Source organism: Brevundimonas sp. 357, assembly GCF_003938605.1.
Taxonomy (GTDB): Bacteria; Pseudomonadota; Alphaproteobacteria; order Caulobacterales; family Caulobacteraceae; genus Brevundimonas.
The window spans coordinates 154,922-171,989 of the sequence record NZ_RHWX01000002.1; the positions used below are offsets into that span (position 1 = coordinate 154,922).

The following is a 17,068-nucleotide window of genomic DNA, read 5'->3' on the forward strand; positions in this document are numbered from 1 at the left end:
CACATTAAGTTTTCGTCAGACGCGGCGGCTCGCCGCGGGCCGCCGCGTCTGACGAGGGAGGCGCGCTCAAAGGACAGGGAGGAAGCCCCGATGCGCGCGCTCCAAGCCGATCACCACTTCACGTTCAGGCGGGCGTAGCCGTAACGGCCGTTGAACCCGAACGGCGAGTAGTAGGGGAAGCCCAGCACGCCGTTGTTGTTCAGGTTGGCGGGCACGAAGTCGGGGTACTCGTCGAAGACGTTGTCCACGCCGATGGCCAGGCCGACCCGGTCGGTGATCTGGAAGCGGCCTTCCAGGTCGATGGTGGTCTTGTCGCCGGTCGAATAGTCGTTGGCAGACGTCGAGCCGGGCTGCAGAACGCTGGCGTAGTAGGTCGCCCGCGCCGTCGCGCCCCAACGGCCCTGGCTCCAGTCGGCGGAGGCGGCGATCTTGGTGTCCGGCGTGCCTTCCTCGATAGTCAGGATGCGCTGGCGCGCGAACAGGGTCGGGACCGGGTTCAGCACCGAGGAGGAGGTCGGGATCTTGGTCACGCTGACGTCGTTGACGTTGGCGGCGACGGTGAAGTCCCAGTCGCCCGCCGTCTCGCTGCGCAGGCGATAGCGGCCGACGATGTCGACGCCCTCGGTCTCGGTCGACACCCCGTTGAGGAAGAAGCGCGCGGCCTGGACGCCCAGCGGGTCCAGCAGGCCGGCGACCTGGGGCGAGAAGCTGCGGTTGATCAGTTCCGACAGGACGATCTGGTTCTCGATCTCAATGCGATAGGCGTCGATGGTCAGGTCGAAATTCCCCAGACGGATCACGGCGCCGAGCGTGTAGTTGGTCGAGGTCTCGGCCTTCAGCGGGCGGGCGCCCAGGACCGAGGCGACCTCGCTGGTGGCGGGGAAGGTGCCGGTTTCGACGAAGCCGCCGTTCTGGACGACCGAGGAGGTCGAGGTGAAGAAGCTCTGCTGCAGCGACGGGGCGCGGAAGCCGGTGGACACCGAGCCGCGCAGGGCGAAGTTCGGGTTGAAGTCGTAGCGGGCGGCGAACTTGCCCGTCTGGGCGTCGCCGAAGTCGGAATAGTCCTCGACGCGCAGCGCGCCCTCGACCGTCAGTTTTTCGGTCAGCGGGATTTCGACGTCGGCGTACAGGGCCACGGCGTCGCGATCCTCATCGACCGCGTTTGATGGCTGGAAGCCGGGGAAGCCCTGGGCGCCGCCGGCCAGGGCGGTGTTCGACCCCAGCGGGCCGCGGTTCCACGATTCCGGCTGACCGGCGTCGATCTTGTAGTTCTCCTTGCGGGCCTCCAGACCCCAGGCGAAGTTCAACGGGCCGCCGTCCAGGCCGATCTCGAACTGACGCGTGAAGTCCGCGCCGAAGACCAACTGGTCATAGGTCAGGCCGCCGGAATCAAAGCTGGTCGGGGAGGCGGCGCCATAGGTGGCGTTCAGCGAATTCTCGGTGCGGAAGTCCAGAGCGTTGCGGCCGTAGACCAGGCTGAAGTCCGCGTCCCATCCGGCCAGCGTCCCGCGCACGCCGCCGGCGGCGGAAACGTCCTGGGAGTTGATGGCGATCTTGGGCAGGAAGCCGTTCGGATAGATGGACGGCACGTTGTTGGGGTTGTTCGACAGGCGCGGGAAGGCGGCGGATGAGCTGTCGCGTTCCTGATAGCCGGCCCAGCCATAGGCTTCCCAGTCGGCGTTCAGCGGCTTGCCTGCATTGGCGAAGACGCTCCACTGCTCGACCTTGGGATCGCCGAAGCGGGCGGTGATCGCGCCGTTGGCGGCGGCGCGCGGGTCGTAGTCCGAACGGTTGGTCGGGTCGCGGTCGGAATATTCCGCCGACAGGGTCAGGAAGCCGTCCGAGCCCAGTCCGAAGCCCTGCCAGGCCGAGACGGTGACGGCGCGGCCGTCCTCTTCATCCCGCTCGCCGCGCGCGGTCTCCACGCTGGTGAAGTACTGGCCGTAGGTGACGCTGGCGCCGCCGCCCTCGCGGGCTTCCTTGAGGCGCAGGTTGACGACACCGGCGATGGCGTCCGAGCCGTATTGCGCCGATGCGCCGTCACGCAACACCTCGACCCGGTCCAGGGCGCCGCTGGGGATGGCGTTCAGGTCGACGGCGGCCGAGCCGCGCCCGACCGTGCCGTTGACGTTGACCAGGGCCGAGGCGTGGCGGCGCGTGCCGTTGACCAGCACCAGGGTCTGGTCCGGCGACAGGCCGCGCAGGGTGGCGGGACGGATCGAGTCCGTGCCGTCGTTGGCCGAGGGCCGCTGGAAGGTCAGGGACGGCACCGTCTGGGCCAGGGCGGCGGCGAATTCGGTCGTGCCGCGGTTCTGCAGGGTCTCGGCCGTCACCACATCGACGGGGGCCAGGGTGTCCAGGCGCGAGCGGGCCGGGGCGCGGGTGCCGGTCACCACGATGTCGTCGACTGAGGTGGCGTCGTCAGGAATGGTTTGGGCCGAGGCGGCGCCGGCGATCAGCAGGGCGGCGCCGGATACGGCGGCCAGAAGGGCGGGGCGGCGGGGGAAGCGGGAGGTCATATCGAGAGGTCGTCTTTTCTGATTGGACGCGCGTCAGGGCTCGCCGTCGCGGGAGGGCGAACGCCGGCTGCGTCTGGAAACGGAAGTCTGGAAGCGGATGGAAACCACGGACCGGCGGCGGACCGGTCGGAGGGGGGCTTCAGGGTCGCTGGCACGGACATCGCGCCGGTCGGATCACCGGGCGATGCAGTCGGGCGTAAAGGCCGGGGCGCATCGTCATCTCCTGCCCGTCAACGGTGACGAGCCATGGCGATATTGCGGTGCGAAAGCGGCGACGCCTATCGAGATTATGTGTGGGGATGTTTAGGGAAGCTAAAGCATGAGCGGAGCAGGGGGGCGTCCGGCCTAAGAAAAAGGGGCGCTTCCTTGCGGAAGCGCCCCTCGATCATCTCGCCGAAGCGACAGGATCAGGCTTCGTCGCCGAAGCCTTCCTGTTGGCCGGCGCCGCCTTCCAGCAGCTCCTGAGCGGCCTGGTCGGCGGCGTTACGCTCGTCGTCGAACTGAGCGCGGATCACGTCCTCGCCCTTCGCTTGACGCTCGGCTTCGTCGGCCGAACGGGCGATGTTGATCTTGACGGTGGCCGAGACCTCGGGGTGCAGGCGAACCAGCACTTCGTGGACGCCCAGCGTCTTGATCGCCGTGTTCAGGACGACCTGCGAGCGCTCGACCTTGCCGCCTTCGGCGCGAACGGCCTCAGCGACGTCGCGGCCGGCGACCGAACCGTACAGCTGGCCGGTTTCACCGGCCTGACGGATCATGACGTAGCTCTGACCGTCGATCTTGTCGGCGATCTTCTGAGCTTCAGCCTTGTTCTTGTCGTTGCGGGCCTCAATGGCGACGCGCTCGATTTCGAAGGCTTTCAGATTGGCTTCCGTGGCCCGACGCGCCTTGTCGCGCGGCAGGAGGAAGTTACGGGCGAAGCCGTCCTTGACGGTGACGACGTCGCCGATGGCGCCGAGGTTCTCGACGCGTTCCAGCAGAACGACCTTCATCTTACTTCACCACGTACGGCAGGAGGGCCAGGTAGCGGGCGCGCTTGATGGCCTTGGCCAGTTCGCGTTGCTTCTTGGCGGAAACGGCGGTGATGCGCGAAGGCACGATCTTGCCGCGTTCGGAGACGTAACGCTGCAGCAGCTTCACGTCCTTGTAGTCGATCTTCGGCGCGTTGGCGCCCGAGAACGGGCAGACCTTGCGGCGACGATAGAAGGGGCGACGGGCCGGGCCGGAGCCGGCCGGAGCGCCCGGGATGGGGGCAGTCGTATCGGTCATGATCCGGTTCCTTATTCCGAAGCCGCGGCGTCGTCGGTGCGCGGGCCGGTGCGGTCACGTTCGCGTTCGCGACGAGCCAGCAGGGGCGACAGCTCCAGGTCGAGTTCCTCGACGCGGATGGTCAGCCAGCGCAGCACGTCTTCGTTGATCGACAGCTGACGCTCGACTTCGGCCATGGCGGCCGGCGGGCAATCAACGGCCATCAGCGAATAGTGAGCCTTGCGGTTCTTCTTGACCCGGTAGGTCAGGTTGCGCAGACCCCAGTACTCGATCTTGGCGACGGAGCCGCCGCCTTCTTCGATCAGAGCCTTGATGGTGTCGTTCAGCGCTTCGGCCTGTTGCGCCGAGATATCCTGGCGCGTCATGACCGTGTGCTCGTAAAGAGCCATGCGGCATTCTCCCTTGGCGGACATCGGCGCGGGCGAACCGGGTAGTTCGTCCACGATGGCTCCTGACACGGCGGACGGGAGTTTCCCGACCCTTTGACATTCCGCAGCAGGACCGAAGCCCTGGAAAGGGCGCGCCTATACGGGAAAAACCCCGGCAGGGCAAGGCGCGGGGGCCCTTGCGCCGGCGATTGGCAGAGGCGGCGAAGCGCGGCACGGTTGGGGATCACGCAACCGGAGCCTTCAGCATGACGCAAACGCCGACGCCGAGGAACCGCTGGTCGCTGATCGGGCCGGGAATCGTGGTGGCCGCGACCGGGGTGGGGGCGGGCGATCTGGTCGCCACCCTGATCGCCGGATCGCGCTTCGGCTACGCCCTGCTGTGGGCCGCCGTCATCGGGACCGTGCTGAAGATCGCCCTGGCCGAGGCCGTGGGGCGGTGGACCCTGTCCAGCGAGCGGACGATGTTCGAAGGCTGGTCCAGCCTGGGAGGCGGCTGGCTGGACGGGCGGTTGAACTGGGCCGGGCTCTATTTCGGCGTCTATGTGGTGGTGTGGGGCTTCGTCTATGGGGCGGCGGCCATGACCTCGACGGCCCTGCCGCTGGCGGCGCTGTTCCCCGCGCTGGACCTCAAGGCCTGGGGGATGCTGAGCGGGGTCGCCGGGCTGATCTTCGTCTGGTTCGGCGGCTACGGCCTGTTCGAGAAGGTGATGACGGCCTGCGTCGGTGTGATGTTCGTCACCGTCGTCGGCCTGGCCGTGATCGTCACGCCGAACCTGCCCGAACTGCTGACCGGCCTGTGGCCGAGCCTGCCGGAAGGGTCGGCCTTCTACACCCTGGGCCTGATCGGCGGGGTGGGCGGCACCATCACCATGGCGGCCTACGGCTACTGGCTGAACGCTAAGGGCTGGAAGGGGCCGGGCTGGATGGCGGTCATGCGGCTGGACAATCGGGTGGCCTATGTCGTCACCGGCGTCTTCGTGGTCGCCATGCTGATCGTCGGGGCCGAGCTGCTCTATAGCGCGGGCATCGCTTTGCAGGGCGGGGACCGGGGCTTGCTGGACTTGGACCAGGTGCTGCGCGAGCGGTTCGGGCGGCCGATCTCCATCCTGTTCCTGGTCGGCTTCTGGGCCACCAGCTTCTCCAGCCTGCTGGGCGTGTGGCAGGGCGTCAGCCTGATGTTCGCCGACTTCACCGCCCATGTGCGCGGCCGCTCCGACGATCCCAAGGCGCGCGGCGACAAGAGCCGGGCGTTCCGCGCCTACGCCCTGTGGCTGACCTTCCCGCCGATGCTGCTGCTGTTCATGGATCGGCCGTTCGGGCTGATTGTCGCATATGGGGTGTTGGGCAGCCTGTTCATGCCCTTCCTGGCGGGGACGCTTCTGTGGCTGTTGAACAGCGCCCGGACGCCGCAGGAATGGCGCAGCGGCTGGATTTCCAACCTGTTACTGGGGGCGGCGGCCCTGCTGTTCGCGGTGCTGGCGGGCAAGGAGCTGCTGGGCCTGATCCCGTCGTAGGCGGCCTATTCCTCGCAGGAGTTTCACAAAAGCCCCGGCGAACCGTCGCATTGGGCCGTTAGGCCTCGCCCTCGACCATATCGGTTCGGGGAAAATCGTCATGAAGCTGTCCGTCGCTTGTCTGGCTGCATCCGTCCTGCTGGCCGCCGCGCCTTCGATGGCCCAGGTCGTCGCGCCGCCGGACCCCGATCCGCTCCCGCCGCCGCTGCACGCGCCGAACGGCCGCTGGGCCGCCAAGGGCTGGGCCGACCGCATCGTGCTGAGCCCGGCCGCCGACGCCGCCCGCGGCGCCGCCGTCGCCTGGCGCACCGATGCGCGCCAGACCGCCGCCGAGGCCCAGATCGCCGAGGAGATCGACGGCCCCCTGCTGGGCTTCGCCGCCCGCACCGTGGCCGGGACCACGGCGCCGATCGAGAACGAGAACGGCCGCGCCTTCTATCATCAGGCGCGCTTTGACGGGTTGAAGCCGGACACGCGCTATGTCTATCGCGTGCGCGCCGCCGACGGCTGGAGCGAGTGGCTGCCGTTCCGCACGGCCAAGGCCGAGTTCGCGCCCTTCCGCTTCATCTATCTGGGCGACACGCAGAACGACATTCTGGAGATCGGTTCGCGCGTGATCCGCTCGGCCTTCAAGGAGGCGGGACCGGCGGCCCTGGTCGTCCATGCGGGCGATCTGGTGGCCCAGCGCGAGGTCAAGGTTCACGACGACGAGTGGGGCGAATGGACCGAGGCCGGCGGCCGCGCCTTCGCCATGACGCCGCAGCTGCCCGCCAGCGGCAACCACGAATACGTCGACCACATCCTGCCGAACGGCGAGGAATCGCGCGTCCTGGGGCCGCACTGGCCGCTGCAGTTCGCCCTGCCGGACAACGGGGCAGAGGGGGCGAAGGCGACCAGCTATTACGTCGATTATCAGGGCGTGCGCTTTATCGTGCTGGACGGCACGGCGGCGATCGATCTGGGCTCCGGGGACAGCCAGACGCGCTGGCTGGACCGCGTGCTGGCCGAAAGCCCGGCGCGCTGGAACGTCGCCCTATTCCACCAGCCGATCTACACCTGCGCCCGACCCGAAGACACCGAAGAGCTGAAGGCCGCCTGGAAGCCGATCTTCGACGCCCGCAACATCGATCTGGTGCTGCAGGGGCATGACCACTGCTACGGCCGTGTCTCCAACCCCGCCGGGGCTGAAGCCTCGCGCGCCGACAGCGCGGCGGGCCGTCCGCAGGGGCCGGTCTATGTCGTCTCCGTCACAGGCTCGAAGATGTACGGGCTGAATGACCGGGCGAACACGCAGCCGGTGCGCGCGGCCGAGAATACAGAGCTGTATCAGCTGATCGACGTCGATGCGGATCGTCTGTCGTTCCGCGCCTTTACGGCGACGGGCGGACTGTACGACGCCTTCACGCTGGAGCGGCAGGCCGATGGGACGAAGCGATTGGTCGAGGCGCAGGGCACCCTGCTGGCCCTGCGTCGTTGCGACGGCGCGGCGGGGCCGGACGACCGCCCTTGCACGGCGGAAATCAAGGACTGAGGACGGGCGCGAGACCTGTCCGCTGTCGCGTTCTTCTTGCCGTAGGGGAGGGATTCGCCTACCCCTCGCGGCTTGATTCAACGGATGACGGACGATCCCGGATGAGCCTCGCGCTTCTCTTTCCCGGTCAGGGCAGCCAGTCGGTCGGCATGGGCGTCGCCCTGTCGGACGCCTTCGCCAGCGCGCGCGAAGTCTTCGCCGAGGTGGACGACGCCCTGAACCAGAAGCTGTTCGAGCTGATGCGCGAAGGGCCGGAAGATCAGCTGACCCTGACCGAGAACGCCCAACCGGCCCTGATGGCCGTCTCGGTCGCCACGGCGCGGGTGCTGAAGATCGAGTTCGGCGTCGATGTGGCGCGCGCGGCTTTCGTCGCCGGTCACTCGCTGGGCGAATATTCGGCCCTGGCGGCGGCGGGCGCGATCAGCCTGTCGGACACTGCGCGCCTGCTGAAGCTGCGCGGTCAGGCCATGCAGCGCGCCGTGCCGGTGGGCAGGGGGGCGATGGCCTCGCTGATCGGCCCCAAGACCGATCTGGCGCTGGCTGAAGAGGCCGCCAGGGCCGGTTCGGCGGCGGGCGTCTGCGTCGTCGCCAACGACAACAACAAGGGCAACGTCGTCATCTCGGGCGACAAGGCCGCCGTGGATCTGGCTATCGAGAAGGCCAAGGAGCTGGGCGCGCGCGCCATTCCGCTGAACGTCTCGGCGCCCTTCCATTGCCCGCTGATGCAGCCTGCCGCGGACGAGATGGCTGCCGCTTTGGCTGACGCCAAGATCATCGCGCCCGTCGTGCCGGTGGTCGCCAACGTCACCGCCCGCCCGGAAACCGACGCCGAGGTCATCCGCCGCCTGCTGGTCGAGCAGGTCACGGGCCGCGTGCGCTGGCGCGAGAGCATGGAGTGGATGGCTTCTGAAGGCGGCGTGACCCGCTTCGTCGAGATCGGCTCGGGCAAGGTGCTGACCGGCATGGCCAAGCGCATCGCCCCCGACGCCGAGGCCCTGGCGCTGAATACGGCCGAAGAGCTGGAAGCCTTCGCCAAGTCGCTCTGAACAGACAGGAAGAAACCATGTTCAACCTTACCGGCAAGACCGCCCTCGTGACCGGCGCCACCGGCGGCATCGGCGGGGCCATCGCCCGCGCTCTGCACGCGCAGGGGGCTACTGTCGTCCTGTCCGGCACGCGTGAAGCCGTGCTGGCCGATCTGGCCAAGGAGTTGGGCGAGCGCGCCCATTTCGCGACCGCCAACCTGTCGGACCCGGAATCGGTCGACAATCTGGTCAATGCGGCCGAGACGGCGGCGGGCGCGCCGTTGGACATCCTGGTCGCCAACGCGGGCATCACCAAGGACGGCCTGCTGATGCGGATGAAGGACGAGGACTTCCAGTCGGTCATCCAGATCAACCTGGAAAGCTATTTCCGACTGACCCGCGCGGCGGTGAAGGGGATGATGAAGCGCCGTTCGGGCCGCATCATCGGCATCACCTCGGTGGTCGGCGTCACGGGCAACCCCGGCCAGACCAACTATTCCGCCTCCAAGGCCGGGATGATCGGCTTCTCCAAGTCGCTGGCCCAGGAAGTCGGCTCGCGCGGGATCACGGTCAACTGCATCGCGCCGGGCTTCATCGCCTCGCCGATGACCGACGTGCTGAACGACCAGCAGCGCGAGGCCATCCTGTCGAAGATTCCGGCCGGGCGCCTGGGCGCGGGCGACGAAATCGCCTCGGCCGCCGTCTATCTGTCGTCGGATGAAGCGGCCTACGTCACCGGCCAGACCCTGCACGTCAACGGCGGCATGGCGATGATCTGAACCCGTTGCGCGGCGTCATCACGACACGCAACAGACTATTTCCACGCCGTCACCCTGTGCTAAAGGGCACGGACGTCTTTCGGGGGTGAGTCTCATTGAGGCTTGATCCCGACAGGCAGCCGTGACACGGCGAAACAACCCAAGACCCGCCATCACGGCGATTTCAAACAGGCAGAGAGACACTCATGTCCGACACCCTCGAACGCGTCCGCAAGATCGTGATCGACCACCTGGACGCCGATCCGGACAAGGTCACCGAGAAGGCTTCCTTCATCGACGACCTGGGCGCTGACTCGCTCGACAACGTCGAACTGGTCATGGCCTTCGAAGAAGAATTCGACGTCGAAATCCCGGATGACGCCGCCGAGCACATCCAGACCGTCGGCGACGCGGTGAAGTTCATCGACGAGAAGCTGGCCGCCTGATCCGGCTGCGATTCGTCGCACTTACCAGCTGATGGCCGCCGTGACGGACCCCTAGCGGGACCGTCCGGCGGCCATTAGTGTTTCTGGTTACGATTCTGACCAAGAAGGAGCGCGAACCATGCGCCGCGTCGTCATCACGGGCCTCGGCCTGGTTACGCCTCTGGGCACGGGCGTCGAGCACGTCTGGAAGGGCATTCTGGAAGGCCGCTCGGGCATCCGTCCGATCACCGCCTTTGACACCGAAGGCTACGGCTGCACCATCGCGGGCGAAGTCCCCAGCGTCGACGGACGCGGCGGCGGCGAGGCCGGTCAACCGGGCGTCTTCGATCCCGATCAGGTGATGTCGGCCAAGGACCGCAAGCGCGTCGACGACTTCATCCTGTACGCCATCGCGGCGGCGGACGAGGCGCTGGCGGACGCGAACTGGAAGCCGGAATCGGAAGACGACAAGGAAGCCACTGGAGTCATGGTCGGCTCCGGCATCGGCGGCCTGGGCCCCATCGCCGACACGGCCATCGTGCTGAAGGAACAGGGCGTCCGCCGGGTCAGCCCCTTCTTCATCCCCTCGGCCCTGATCAACCTGGCGTCGGGCCAGATCTCGATCCGCCACGGCCTGAAGGGGCCGAACCACTCGGTGGTCACGGCCTGCGCCACGGGCGCCCACGCCATCGGCGATGCTGCCCGGATGATCGCCCTGGGCGACGCCGACGTCATGGTGGCGGGCGGCGCCGAAAGCTCGGTCGTGCCGATCGGCATCGCGGGTTTCCTGGCCTGCAAGGCCCTGTGCACCGCCTATAACGACACGCCCGAGAAGGCCTCGCGCCCCTATGACCGCGGCCATGCGGGCTTCGTCATGGGCGAGGGCGCCGGGATCATGGTTCTGGAAGAATACGAACACGCCAAGGCGCGCGGCACCAAGATCTACGCCGAGGTCGTCGGCTACGGCATGAGCGGCGACGCCTATCACATCACCGCTCCGTCGGAAGACGGCGACGGCGGTCTGCGGGCCATGAAGGCGGCGCTGAAGCGCGCCGGGATGCAGCCGTCGGACCTCGATTACGTCAACACCCACGGCACTTCGACCATGGCCGACTGGATCGAGCTGAAGGCGGTCGAACGGCTGGTCGGCGACCACGCCAAGGATCTGGCCGTGTCGTCCACCAAGTCGATGACGGGACACCTGCTGGGCGCCGCCGGGGCGATCGAGAGCATCTTCTCGGTTCTGGCCATCCGCGACCAGATGGCGCCGCCGACCATCAATCTGGACGACCCGGAGATGGAGACGCCGATCGACCTGATCCCGCACAAGGGCAAGGCCAAGAAGATCGATGTCGCCATGTCCAACAGCTTCGGCTTCGGCGGCACCAATGCGGCCGTGATCTTCAAGAAGGTCGACTGACTTGGCCAAGGCTCCGTCCCCCCGCACCCCCAAGGTTCGCATTCCCAAGTCGCGCGTTCCGAAAAAGGGCGGCGGGGGCGGAGGCGCTAAAACCGGCCTCGGCGTCGGCCTGATCACCGCCGCCGGGACGCTGGGCCTGTTTCTGGTCGCCGCTCTGGTGGCGTTCTGGGCGATCTACTGGGGACCGGGGCCGAAGGCGGCGGAAGGGGAGGCGACCATCGTCACCCTGCCGTCCGGGGCGGGCGTTCCGGCCATCGCGGCCAATCTGAAATCGGCGGGGGTGATCCGCTCGACCGATCTGTTCCGCGCGGCGATCAGCCTGACGGGCGCGGACCGCAAGATCCGCGCGGGCGAGTATGAGGTGCCGTCGGGCGCCTCTCTGGCGACGGTGGTGGGCCTGCTGGTCGACGGCAAGGCGGTGCGCCACTACGTGACCCTGCCCGAGGGCTGGTCCAGCGCCCAGGCGGTGGACATCCTGATGAAGCAGCCGGTCCTGACCGGCGAGGTCGAGGTTCCGCCCGAGGGCAGCCTGTGGCCCGAAACCTATGAGGTCACGCGCGGCGAGACCCGCGCCGCTGTCGTCGCCCGTATGCAGCGCGCCGCCAAGACCAAGCTGGAGACGCTGTGGGCCGCCCGCTCGCCCGCCACGGTGGTCGCGACGCCGGAAGAGGCGGTCATCCTGGCCTCCATCGTCGAGAAGGAGACGGGCATCGCCTCCGAACGGCCCGAGGTGGCGGCCGTCTTCACCAATCGGCTGCGTCTGGGGATGCGGCTGGAGAGCGACCCGACCATCGTCTACGGCGTGACCAAGGGGCGGCCGCTGGGGCGCGGCATCCTGTTGTCGGAACTGCGCAATCCGACGCCGTGGAACACCTATCTGATCGACGGCCTGCCGCCGACGCCCATCGCCAATCCGGGCGAGGAGGCGATCAAGGCCGTGCTGAACCCGCCGCGCTCGGAATACGTCTTCTTCGTCGCCGACGGCACGGGCGGCCACGTCTTCGCCCGCACCTATCAGGAGCATCTGCTGAACGTGGCCCGCTGGCGCGAGATCGAGCGCCGCAAGGCCGGTCTGGCGGCGGGGGAGACCGCGCCGGAGACCTCGCCTGCGCCGATGACGGACGAGGCCGCCGGCCCGGCCATCGCCATCCCGCCGGGCGCCAAGGTCATTCGCGTGCCGACGGAGGCCGGACGGTGAGCAACTTGATTTCAGGCATGACCGGCTTCGGCCGGGCGGACGGTGCGCTGGGCGGCTGGACTTGGACGGTCGAGGCGCGCTCGGTCAACGGGCGGTCGCTGGAGACGCGCTATCGCGGCCCGCACGGTTTCGACAATCTGGAACGGCTGGCCAAGGCGGCGGCTCAGGCGCGGCTGAACCGGGGGCAGGTGACGCTTGGCCTGCAGGCCAAGCGCGCCGAGGGGAGCGAGCCCGCGCCGCGCGTCAATGAGGCGGTGCTGGCGACCTATCTGCGGCTGGCGAACCAGTTGGCGGAGGAGGGGGCGACCCCGCCCTCGGCCGACGGCCTGCTGGCCCTGCGCGGCGTCATTGAAGTGGCGGAAGAGGACGAGGACGCCGAGGCCCGCGCCGCGCTGGAGGCCGCCATGGCCGCCACGGTCGAACAGGCGCTGGATGCGCTGAAGGCCTCACGTCAGTGCGAAGGCGAGCAGCTGACGCCGGTCATCCACGACTTTGTCGGGACCATTGAAGCTCTGGTCGCTCGCGCTGAGCTTGAGGCGTCGGCGCAGGTCGAGGCCATCCGCGAGCGCTTCACCCGCCGCATCAGCGAACTGGCGCCCGACGCGCCGGGTCTGGACGAGCGCGTCTTCCTGGAGGCCGCCGCCCTGGCGACCAAGGCCGACGTGCGCGAGGAGCTGGACCGGCTGACGGCCCACGTCGCCTCGGCCCGCGCACTGTTGCAGCAACCCCCCGCCGGTCGAAAACTCGACTTCCTGATGCAGGAATTCATGCGCGAGGCGAACACCCTCTGCTCGAAATCCGCTACGACCGCGCTCATCGGAATCGGCCTGGAGTTGAAGGCCGTCATCGAGCAGCTTCGAGAACAAGTTCAGAATGTCGAATAACCGCACCCCCCGCCGTGGCGTCCTGCTGATCGTGGCCAGTCCGTCGGGGGCCGGAAAGACCTCGCTGTGTCGCCGCCTGATGGCCGACCACAAGGGGTTGGAGCTGTCGGTCTCCATGACCACCCGCGATATCCGTCCGGGCGAGGTGGACGGCCGCGACTACAACTTCGTCAGCAAGGAGCAATTCCAGCGCCTGGTCGATGCCGACGCCTTCCTGGAATGGGCCGATGTGCACGGCAACCGTTACGGCAGTCCGGCCGCACCGGTCGAGCGCGCGCTGGCGGAAGGCCGCGACGTCCTGTTCGACATCGACTGGCAGGGCGCCCGCGACGTGGCCGCCAAATGCCCCGGCGACGCCGTGCGGGTCTTCATCCTGCCGCCCAGCCTTGAGGAACTGCGCCGCCGTCTGGTGACGCGCTCTCAGGACGCAGAGGACGTGATCGAGCGCCGCGTCGCCAACGCCAAGGGCGAGATCGAGCACTGCGACGACTTCGACTATGTGCTGGTCAACGAGGACTTCGACCGGTCCTACGCCGAACTGGCCCACATCTATCACGCCGAGCGCAGCCGCCGTCACCGCAACCTGTGGGTCGACGGCTACAAGCAGGCGCTGCTGAAGGAAGTGGTCTGACGCCCATGACCGAGGCCGAACACCGCCGCTGGCTGGCGCGCGCCGTCGATCTGGCGCTGGAGAACGTCAGGGCGGGCGGTCGGCCGTTCGGGGCGGTGCTGGTCAAGGACGGCGCCCTGGTCGCCAGCGGCGTCAACCGGATGCTGGCGACCAACGATCCCAGCTCTCACGCCGAGATGGAGGCCCTGCGTCAGGCCGGGCCGGCGCTGGGCGGCGTCGATCTGTCGGGCGCGATCCTCTACGCCAGCGGCCACCCGTGTCCCATGTGCTTGGCGGCGGCGGTGATGACGCGGGTCAGCGCCGTCTACTACGCCTTCAGCAATGCGGACGCAGAGCCTTACGGCTTCTCCAGCGCGGCGACCTATCAGGCCCTGGGCGTGACGCTGGACCCGCCGCCGCTGCCGCTGACGCAATTGGACGCGCCCGGTCGGACGGCGGCGGAGTTGTATGGCGGCTAGCGGAAGGTCACGCGCACGCCCGGCTTGACCTTGGACGCCAACTGTTCGGCGTCCCAGTTGGTCAGGCGCACGCAGCCGCTGGAGAAGGTCTTGCCGACCTTGGACGGGTCCGGCGTGCCGTGGATGCCGTAGGTGTCGCGCGATAGGTCGATCCATACCGAGCCGACTGGATTGTTCGGCCCCGGCGGCACGACGACCTTGCGGTCGCCTCGGTCATAGCTGACCCGGTCCGGGTCGTAGGTGTAGTTCGGCTCGGGCGCGACGCCGACGACGGTCAGATCGCCCGAAGGCGCCGGGCGCGCCGAACTGCCGATGGTGGCCGGATAGAAGGCCAGAAGCCTGTCCGCCGCGTCATAGACCCGCACCGACCGCTCGGCCTTGTCGACGACGATATGGGCCACGTCGCCCGTCAGCTCGGTCTGGGCCACGGCGGCGACGGCGATGCTCTGGCCCGCCTTGCCGAAGTCGATGCCGGGGTTGAGCGCTTGCAGCAGGCCCTCGGTCATGTGGAATTTCTCGGCCAGCATCTCCAGCGGCGTGGCGTAGCCGACGGTCTGGAGCTTGGCCATGTCGGCCAGATCGGCCGGAACCTGGCCGATGAAGGGACCGGCCAGGTCAGCGGCGGTGATCGTATAGTCGGTCAGGACACGGCCGTCGTCGCCGGCGGTCAGGCGGCGGAAGACCTCGGCGTCCAGCACCCCGTCCTGGGGCAGGCCGGCGGCCTTTTCGAAGGCGGCGATCGCCTGGCGGGTGTTGTCGCCGCCCAGGCCGTCGATCACGCCGGGCGAGAAGTTGGCGCGGTCCAGCAGGATTTGGGCGCGCGCCGTCGCCGCGTCGGGCCGCGCGGGTTGACCCTCGACGGGGGTGACGACGGTCTCGAATACGGCCGCCTCGACCGCCTGTCGGGTCAGGGGTGCGGCGGCGCCTTGGACGGCCGGGGGCTGTTCGGGCCTCGGCGTCTCGGCAGGCGATCCGCAGGCCGTGAGGACGGCCGCGACGAAGGGCAGGGCAGAGACGGCGAGGCGCGATTTCGACATGAAAGCTCCGAAGGTTCCGGGGCTTGTCGAACGCTTCTAGGCTGTCCGCTGTTCCTGTGCTTCCTCGGTGCGGGCGGCGAAGAAGGGCTTCAGACGGCTGAGGGCGTCCTCGATCTCGGGCGTCGAGACGGCGAAGCTGAAGCGGATGAAGCGGTGGCCGTTTACTGGATCGAAGTCGACGCCCGGCGCCGTCGCCACGCCGGTTTCGCGCACCAGCTTCTCACAGAAGGCCATGCTGTCGTTGGTCAGGTGGCCGATGTCCGCATAGATGTAGAAGGCGCCGTCCGGCGGGGCGATCGAGCGCAGGCCCATGGCGGGCAGGGCTTCAAGCATCAGCTCGCGGTTGGCGCGATAGACGTCGATGTTGGCTTCCAGCTCTTCTTCGCAGTCCATGGCGGCCAGGCCGGCGAACTGGCTGAGCGTCGGCGGCGTCAGGAACATGTTGCCCATGCGCGCGCGGGCCTGCTGGATTTCTTCTTCCGGCAGGATCAGCCAGCCCAGGCGCCAGCCCGCCATGCTCCAGTATTTGGAGAAGCTGTTCACCACCATGGCCTTGTCGTCGAACTGCAGCATGCAAGGCGTGTCGTGGCCGTAGGTGATGCCGTGATAGATCTCGTCCGAGATGATGCTGATGTTGCGCTCGCGGCAGACCTCGACGATGGCCTTCAGCTCATCCTCGGCGATGACGGTGCCGGTCGGGTTGGCGGGGCTGGCGATGATGACGCCTTGAGGCGCGGGGTCCAGTTCGCGCAGGGCCTTGGCCGTCAACTGGAAGCGTACGTCGGGGCCGCAGTCGATCTCCTGCGGGACGATGTGCAGGGCCTTCATCGTGTTGCGATAGGCGACATAGCCGGGGCGGGCGATAGCTACGCGGTCGCCGGGGGCGAATCGCATGTTCAGCGCCACCACCAGGGCGGGCGAGGCGCCCGCCGTCATGATGACGCGCTCGGGGTCGATGACGACGCCGTAGCGGTCCTTGTACAGCTTGGCCACGCGGGCGCGCAGGTTGGGGCTTTCCCAATAGCCGCCCGCCTCGGCGTCGACCACGCGGTGGGCCTCGGCGATGGCGCGGCTGGGGGCGCCGGTCGAGGGCTGGCCGAACTCCATATGGATGACCGTCTGGCCCTGCGCCTTCATCTCATGGGCGATGCGGCTGATGGCGATGGCGCGGAAGGGTTCGATTTCTACTGTCATGTCAAAGCGTCGGCCAATCTGAGGAAGCCCGCCACGTCGATGGTCTCGGCGCGGGCGTCGGGTTCGATTCCAGCGGCTTCGCACAGGGCGGCGCCGCCAAGTTGTTTCAGGCTGGAGCGCAGCATCTTGCGACGCTGGCCGAAGGCGGCCGCCGTGACCCGTTCCAGCCGCTTCAGGCGGTCGGGGGCGGGGCGCTCGGCGAAGGGTATCAGATGCACCACGGCCGAGGCCACCTTCGGCGGCGGGGTGAAGGCGGCTGCGGGCAGGTGCATGACGATGCGCGCCTCGGCCACGGCCTGACTGATGACGGCCAGACGGCCATAGGCGTCCTCGCCCGGCTGGGCCACCACGCGCTCGGCGACTTCCTTCTGGAACATCAGGGTCAGGGCGCACGGCGTCCACGGCCCCGTCAGCCACTTGATCAGCAGCGGCGTGCCGACGTTGTAGGGCAGGTTGGAGACCAGGTGCGCCGGTCCCTCGACCAGATCGGCTTCCTTCACCTTCAGGGCGTCGGCCTCGACGATGGTCAGGCGGCCCGAACCGTCGTCCAGTTCGGACAGCAGGGGGATGAAGCGCGGATCCTTCTCGACCAGCACCACCTTGCCCGCGTCACTCTCCAGCAGAGCGCGGGTCAGGCCGCCGGGGCCGGGACCGACCTCGATGACGGCGCGGCCGTCGAAGGGTCCGGCGTAGCGGACGATCTTCCGCGTGAGGTTGAGGTCCAGCAGGAAGTGCTGGCCGAAGCTCTTCTTGGCCGACAGGCCGTGGGCGTCGAGCGTTTCACGCAGGGAGGGCAGATGATCGTTCACGAGGCCT

17 protein-coding genes are annotated in these 17,068 nt (G+C 68.2%); 10 read left to right on the forward strand and 7 right to left on the reverse strand.

Annotated features, from left to right (window positions below; translation table 11 throughout):
• Nucleotides 1-110: 110 nt before the first annotated feature.
• The 4 genes from EGK63_RS02480 to rpsF all read right to left on the reverse strand — a co-directional run bounded on the left by EGK63_RS02480 (nucleotide 111) and on the right by rpsF (nucleotide 4,177).
• Complete coding sequence (locus tag EGK63_RS02480; protein ID WP_125899764.1) at nucleotides 111-2,519, reverse strand: TonB-dependent siderophore receptor; 2,409 nt, start codon at nucleotides 2,517-2,519, stop codon at nucleotides 111-113.
• A 407-nt stretch (nucleotides 2,520-2,926) separates the two neighbouring features.
• A complete protein-coding gene (gene rplI / locus EGK63_RS02485) occupies nucleotides 2,927-3,511 on the reverse strand; it encodes a 50S ribosomal protein L9 (RefSeq protein WP_125899765.1) in 585 nt (194 codons plus the stop codon).
• 1 nt (nucleotide 3,512) lies between these two features.
• Nucleotides 3,513-3,788, reverse strand: coding sequence for a 30S ribosomal protein S18 (gene rpsR / locus EGK63_RS02490; RefSeq protein WP_003167100.1), 276 nt, complete (start codon nucleotides 3,786-3,788; stop codon nucleotides 3,513-3,515).
• 11 nt (nucleotides 3,789-3,799) lie between these two features.
• Nucleotides 3,800-4,177, reverse strand: coding sequence for a 30S ribosomal protein S6 (gene rpsF / locus EGK63_RS02495; RefSeq protein WP_125899911.1), 378 nt, complete (start codon nucleotides 4,175-4,177; stop codon nucleotides 3,800-3,802).
• Between the two features lie 245 nt (nucleotides 4,178-4,422).
• On the opposite strand from rpsF, the gene EGK63_RS02500 reads away from it, so the two are divergent.
• The 10 genes from EGK63_RS02500 (at nucleotide 4,423) to EGK63_RS02545 (ending at nucleotide 14,021) form a co-directional block, all read left to right on the forward strand.
• Nucleotides 4,423-5,691 carry an Nramp family divalent metal transporter gene (locus EGK63_RS02500; protein ID WP_165906511.1) on the forward strand — a complete coding sequence of 423 codons (1,269 nt, stop codon included), beginning with the start codon at nucleotides 4,423-4,425 and terminating at the stop codon, nucleotides 5,689-5,691.
• A 100-nt stretch (nucleotides 5,692-5,791) separates the two neighbouring features.
• On the forward strand, nucleotides 5,792-7,222 hold the full coding sequence (locus tag EGK63_RS02505) for a metallophosphoesterase family protein (RefSeq protein ID WP_207896325.1): 1,431 nt from the start codon (nucleotides 5,792-5,794) through the stop codon (nucleotides 7,220-7,222).
• A gap of 101 nt (nucleotides 7,223-7,323) precedes the next feature.
• Nucleotides 7,324-8,268, forward strand: coding sequence for an ACP S-malonyltransferase (fabD, locus tag EGK63_RS02510; RefSeq protein ID WP_125899766.1), 945 nt, complete (start codon nucleotides 7,324-7,326; stop codon nucleotides 8,266-8,268).
• Nucleotides 8,269-8,285: 17 nt separating this feature from the next.
• The gene (fabG, locus tag EGK63_RS02515) at nucleotides 8,286-9,026 is read left to right on the forward strand and encodes a 3-oxoacyl-[acyl-carrier-protein] reductase (RefSeq protein WP_046654273.1); all 741 of its coding nucleotides are present in this window, start codon (nucleotides 8,286-8,288) and stop codon (nucleotides 9,024-9,026) included.
• Nucleotides 9,027-9,211: 185 nt separating this feature from the next.
• A complete protein-coding gene (locus EGK63_RS02520) occupies nucleotides 9,212-9,451 on the forward strand; it encodes an acyl carrier protein (RefSeq protein ID WP_003165440.1) in 240 nt (79 codons plus the stop codon).
• 118 nt (nucleotides 9,452-9,569) lie between these two features.
• Entirely contained in the window at nucleotides 9,570-10,850 is a 1,281-nt protein-coding gene (fabF, locus tag EGK63_RS02525) for a beta-ketoacyl-ACP synthase II (protein ID WP_125899767.1), read from the forward strand.
• Between the two features lies 1 nt (nucleotide 10,851).
• Complete coding sequence (gene mltG / locus EGK63_RS02530) at nucleotides 10,852-12,048, forward strand: endolytic transglycosylase MltG (protein ID WP_125899768.1); 1,197 nt, start codon at nucleotides 10,852-10,854, stop codon at nucleotides 12,046-12,048.
• Nucleotides 12,049-12,065: 17 nt separating this feature from the next.
• Nucleotides 12,066-12,932, forward strand: coding sequence for a YicC/YloC family endoribonuclease (locus EGK63_RS02535; protein ID WP_125899914.1), 867 nt, complete (start codon nucleotides 12,066-12,068; stop codon nucleotides 12,930-12,932).
• Complete coding sequence (gene gmk / locus EGK63_RS02540; protein WP_040345659.1) at nucleotides 12,922-13,563, forward strand: guanylate kinase; 642 nt, start codon at nucleotides 12,922-12,924, stop codon at nucleotides 13,561-13,563. The genes EGK63_RS02535 and gmk overlap by 11 nt, the downstream gene beginning before the upstream one ends.
• 5 nt (nucleotides 13,564-13,568) lie before the next feature.
• Nucleotides 13,569-14,021, forward strand: a complete 453-nt coding sequence (locus tag EGK63_RS02545) for a nucleoside deaminase (protein ID WP_125899769.1) — start codon at nucleotides 13,569-13,571, stop codon at nucleotides 14,019-14,021.
• Here the strand turns inward: EGK63_RS02545 and EGK63_RS02550 are convergent.
• Genes EGK63_RS02550 through rsmA form a run of 3 tightly spaced genes read right to left on the reverse strand, consistent with a single transcriptional unit; the run spans nucleotide 14,018 to nucleotide 17,061 of the window.
• Entirely contained in the window at nucleotides 14,018-15,058 is a 1,041-nt protein-coding gene (locus tag EGK63_RS02550; protein WP_125899770.1) for a L,D-transpeptidase, read from the reverse strand. The two genes, EGK63_RS02545 and EGK63_RS02550, sit on opposite strands and share 4 nt — an antisense overlap.
• 36 nt (nucleotides 15,059-15,094) lie before the next feature.
• Nucleotides 15,095-16,252, reverse strand: coding sequence for a pyridoxal phosphate-dependent aminotransferase (locus EGK63_RS02555; protein WP_125899771.1), 1,158 nt, complete (start codon nucleotides 16,250-16,252; stop codon nucleotides 15,095-15,097).
• Entirely contained in the window at nucleotides 16,249-17,061 is an 813-nt protein-coding gene (gene rsmA, locus EGK63_RS02560) for a 16S rRNA (adenine(1518)-N(6)/adenine(1519)-N(6))-dimethyltransferase RsmA (RefSeq protein WP_207896326.1), read from the reverse strand. The genes EGK63_RS02555 and rsmA overlap by 4 nt, the downstream gene beginning before the upstream one ends.
• Between the last annotated feature and the right edge of the window lie 7 nt (nucleotides 17,062-17,068).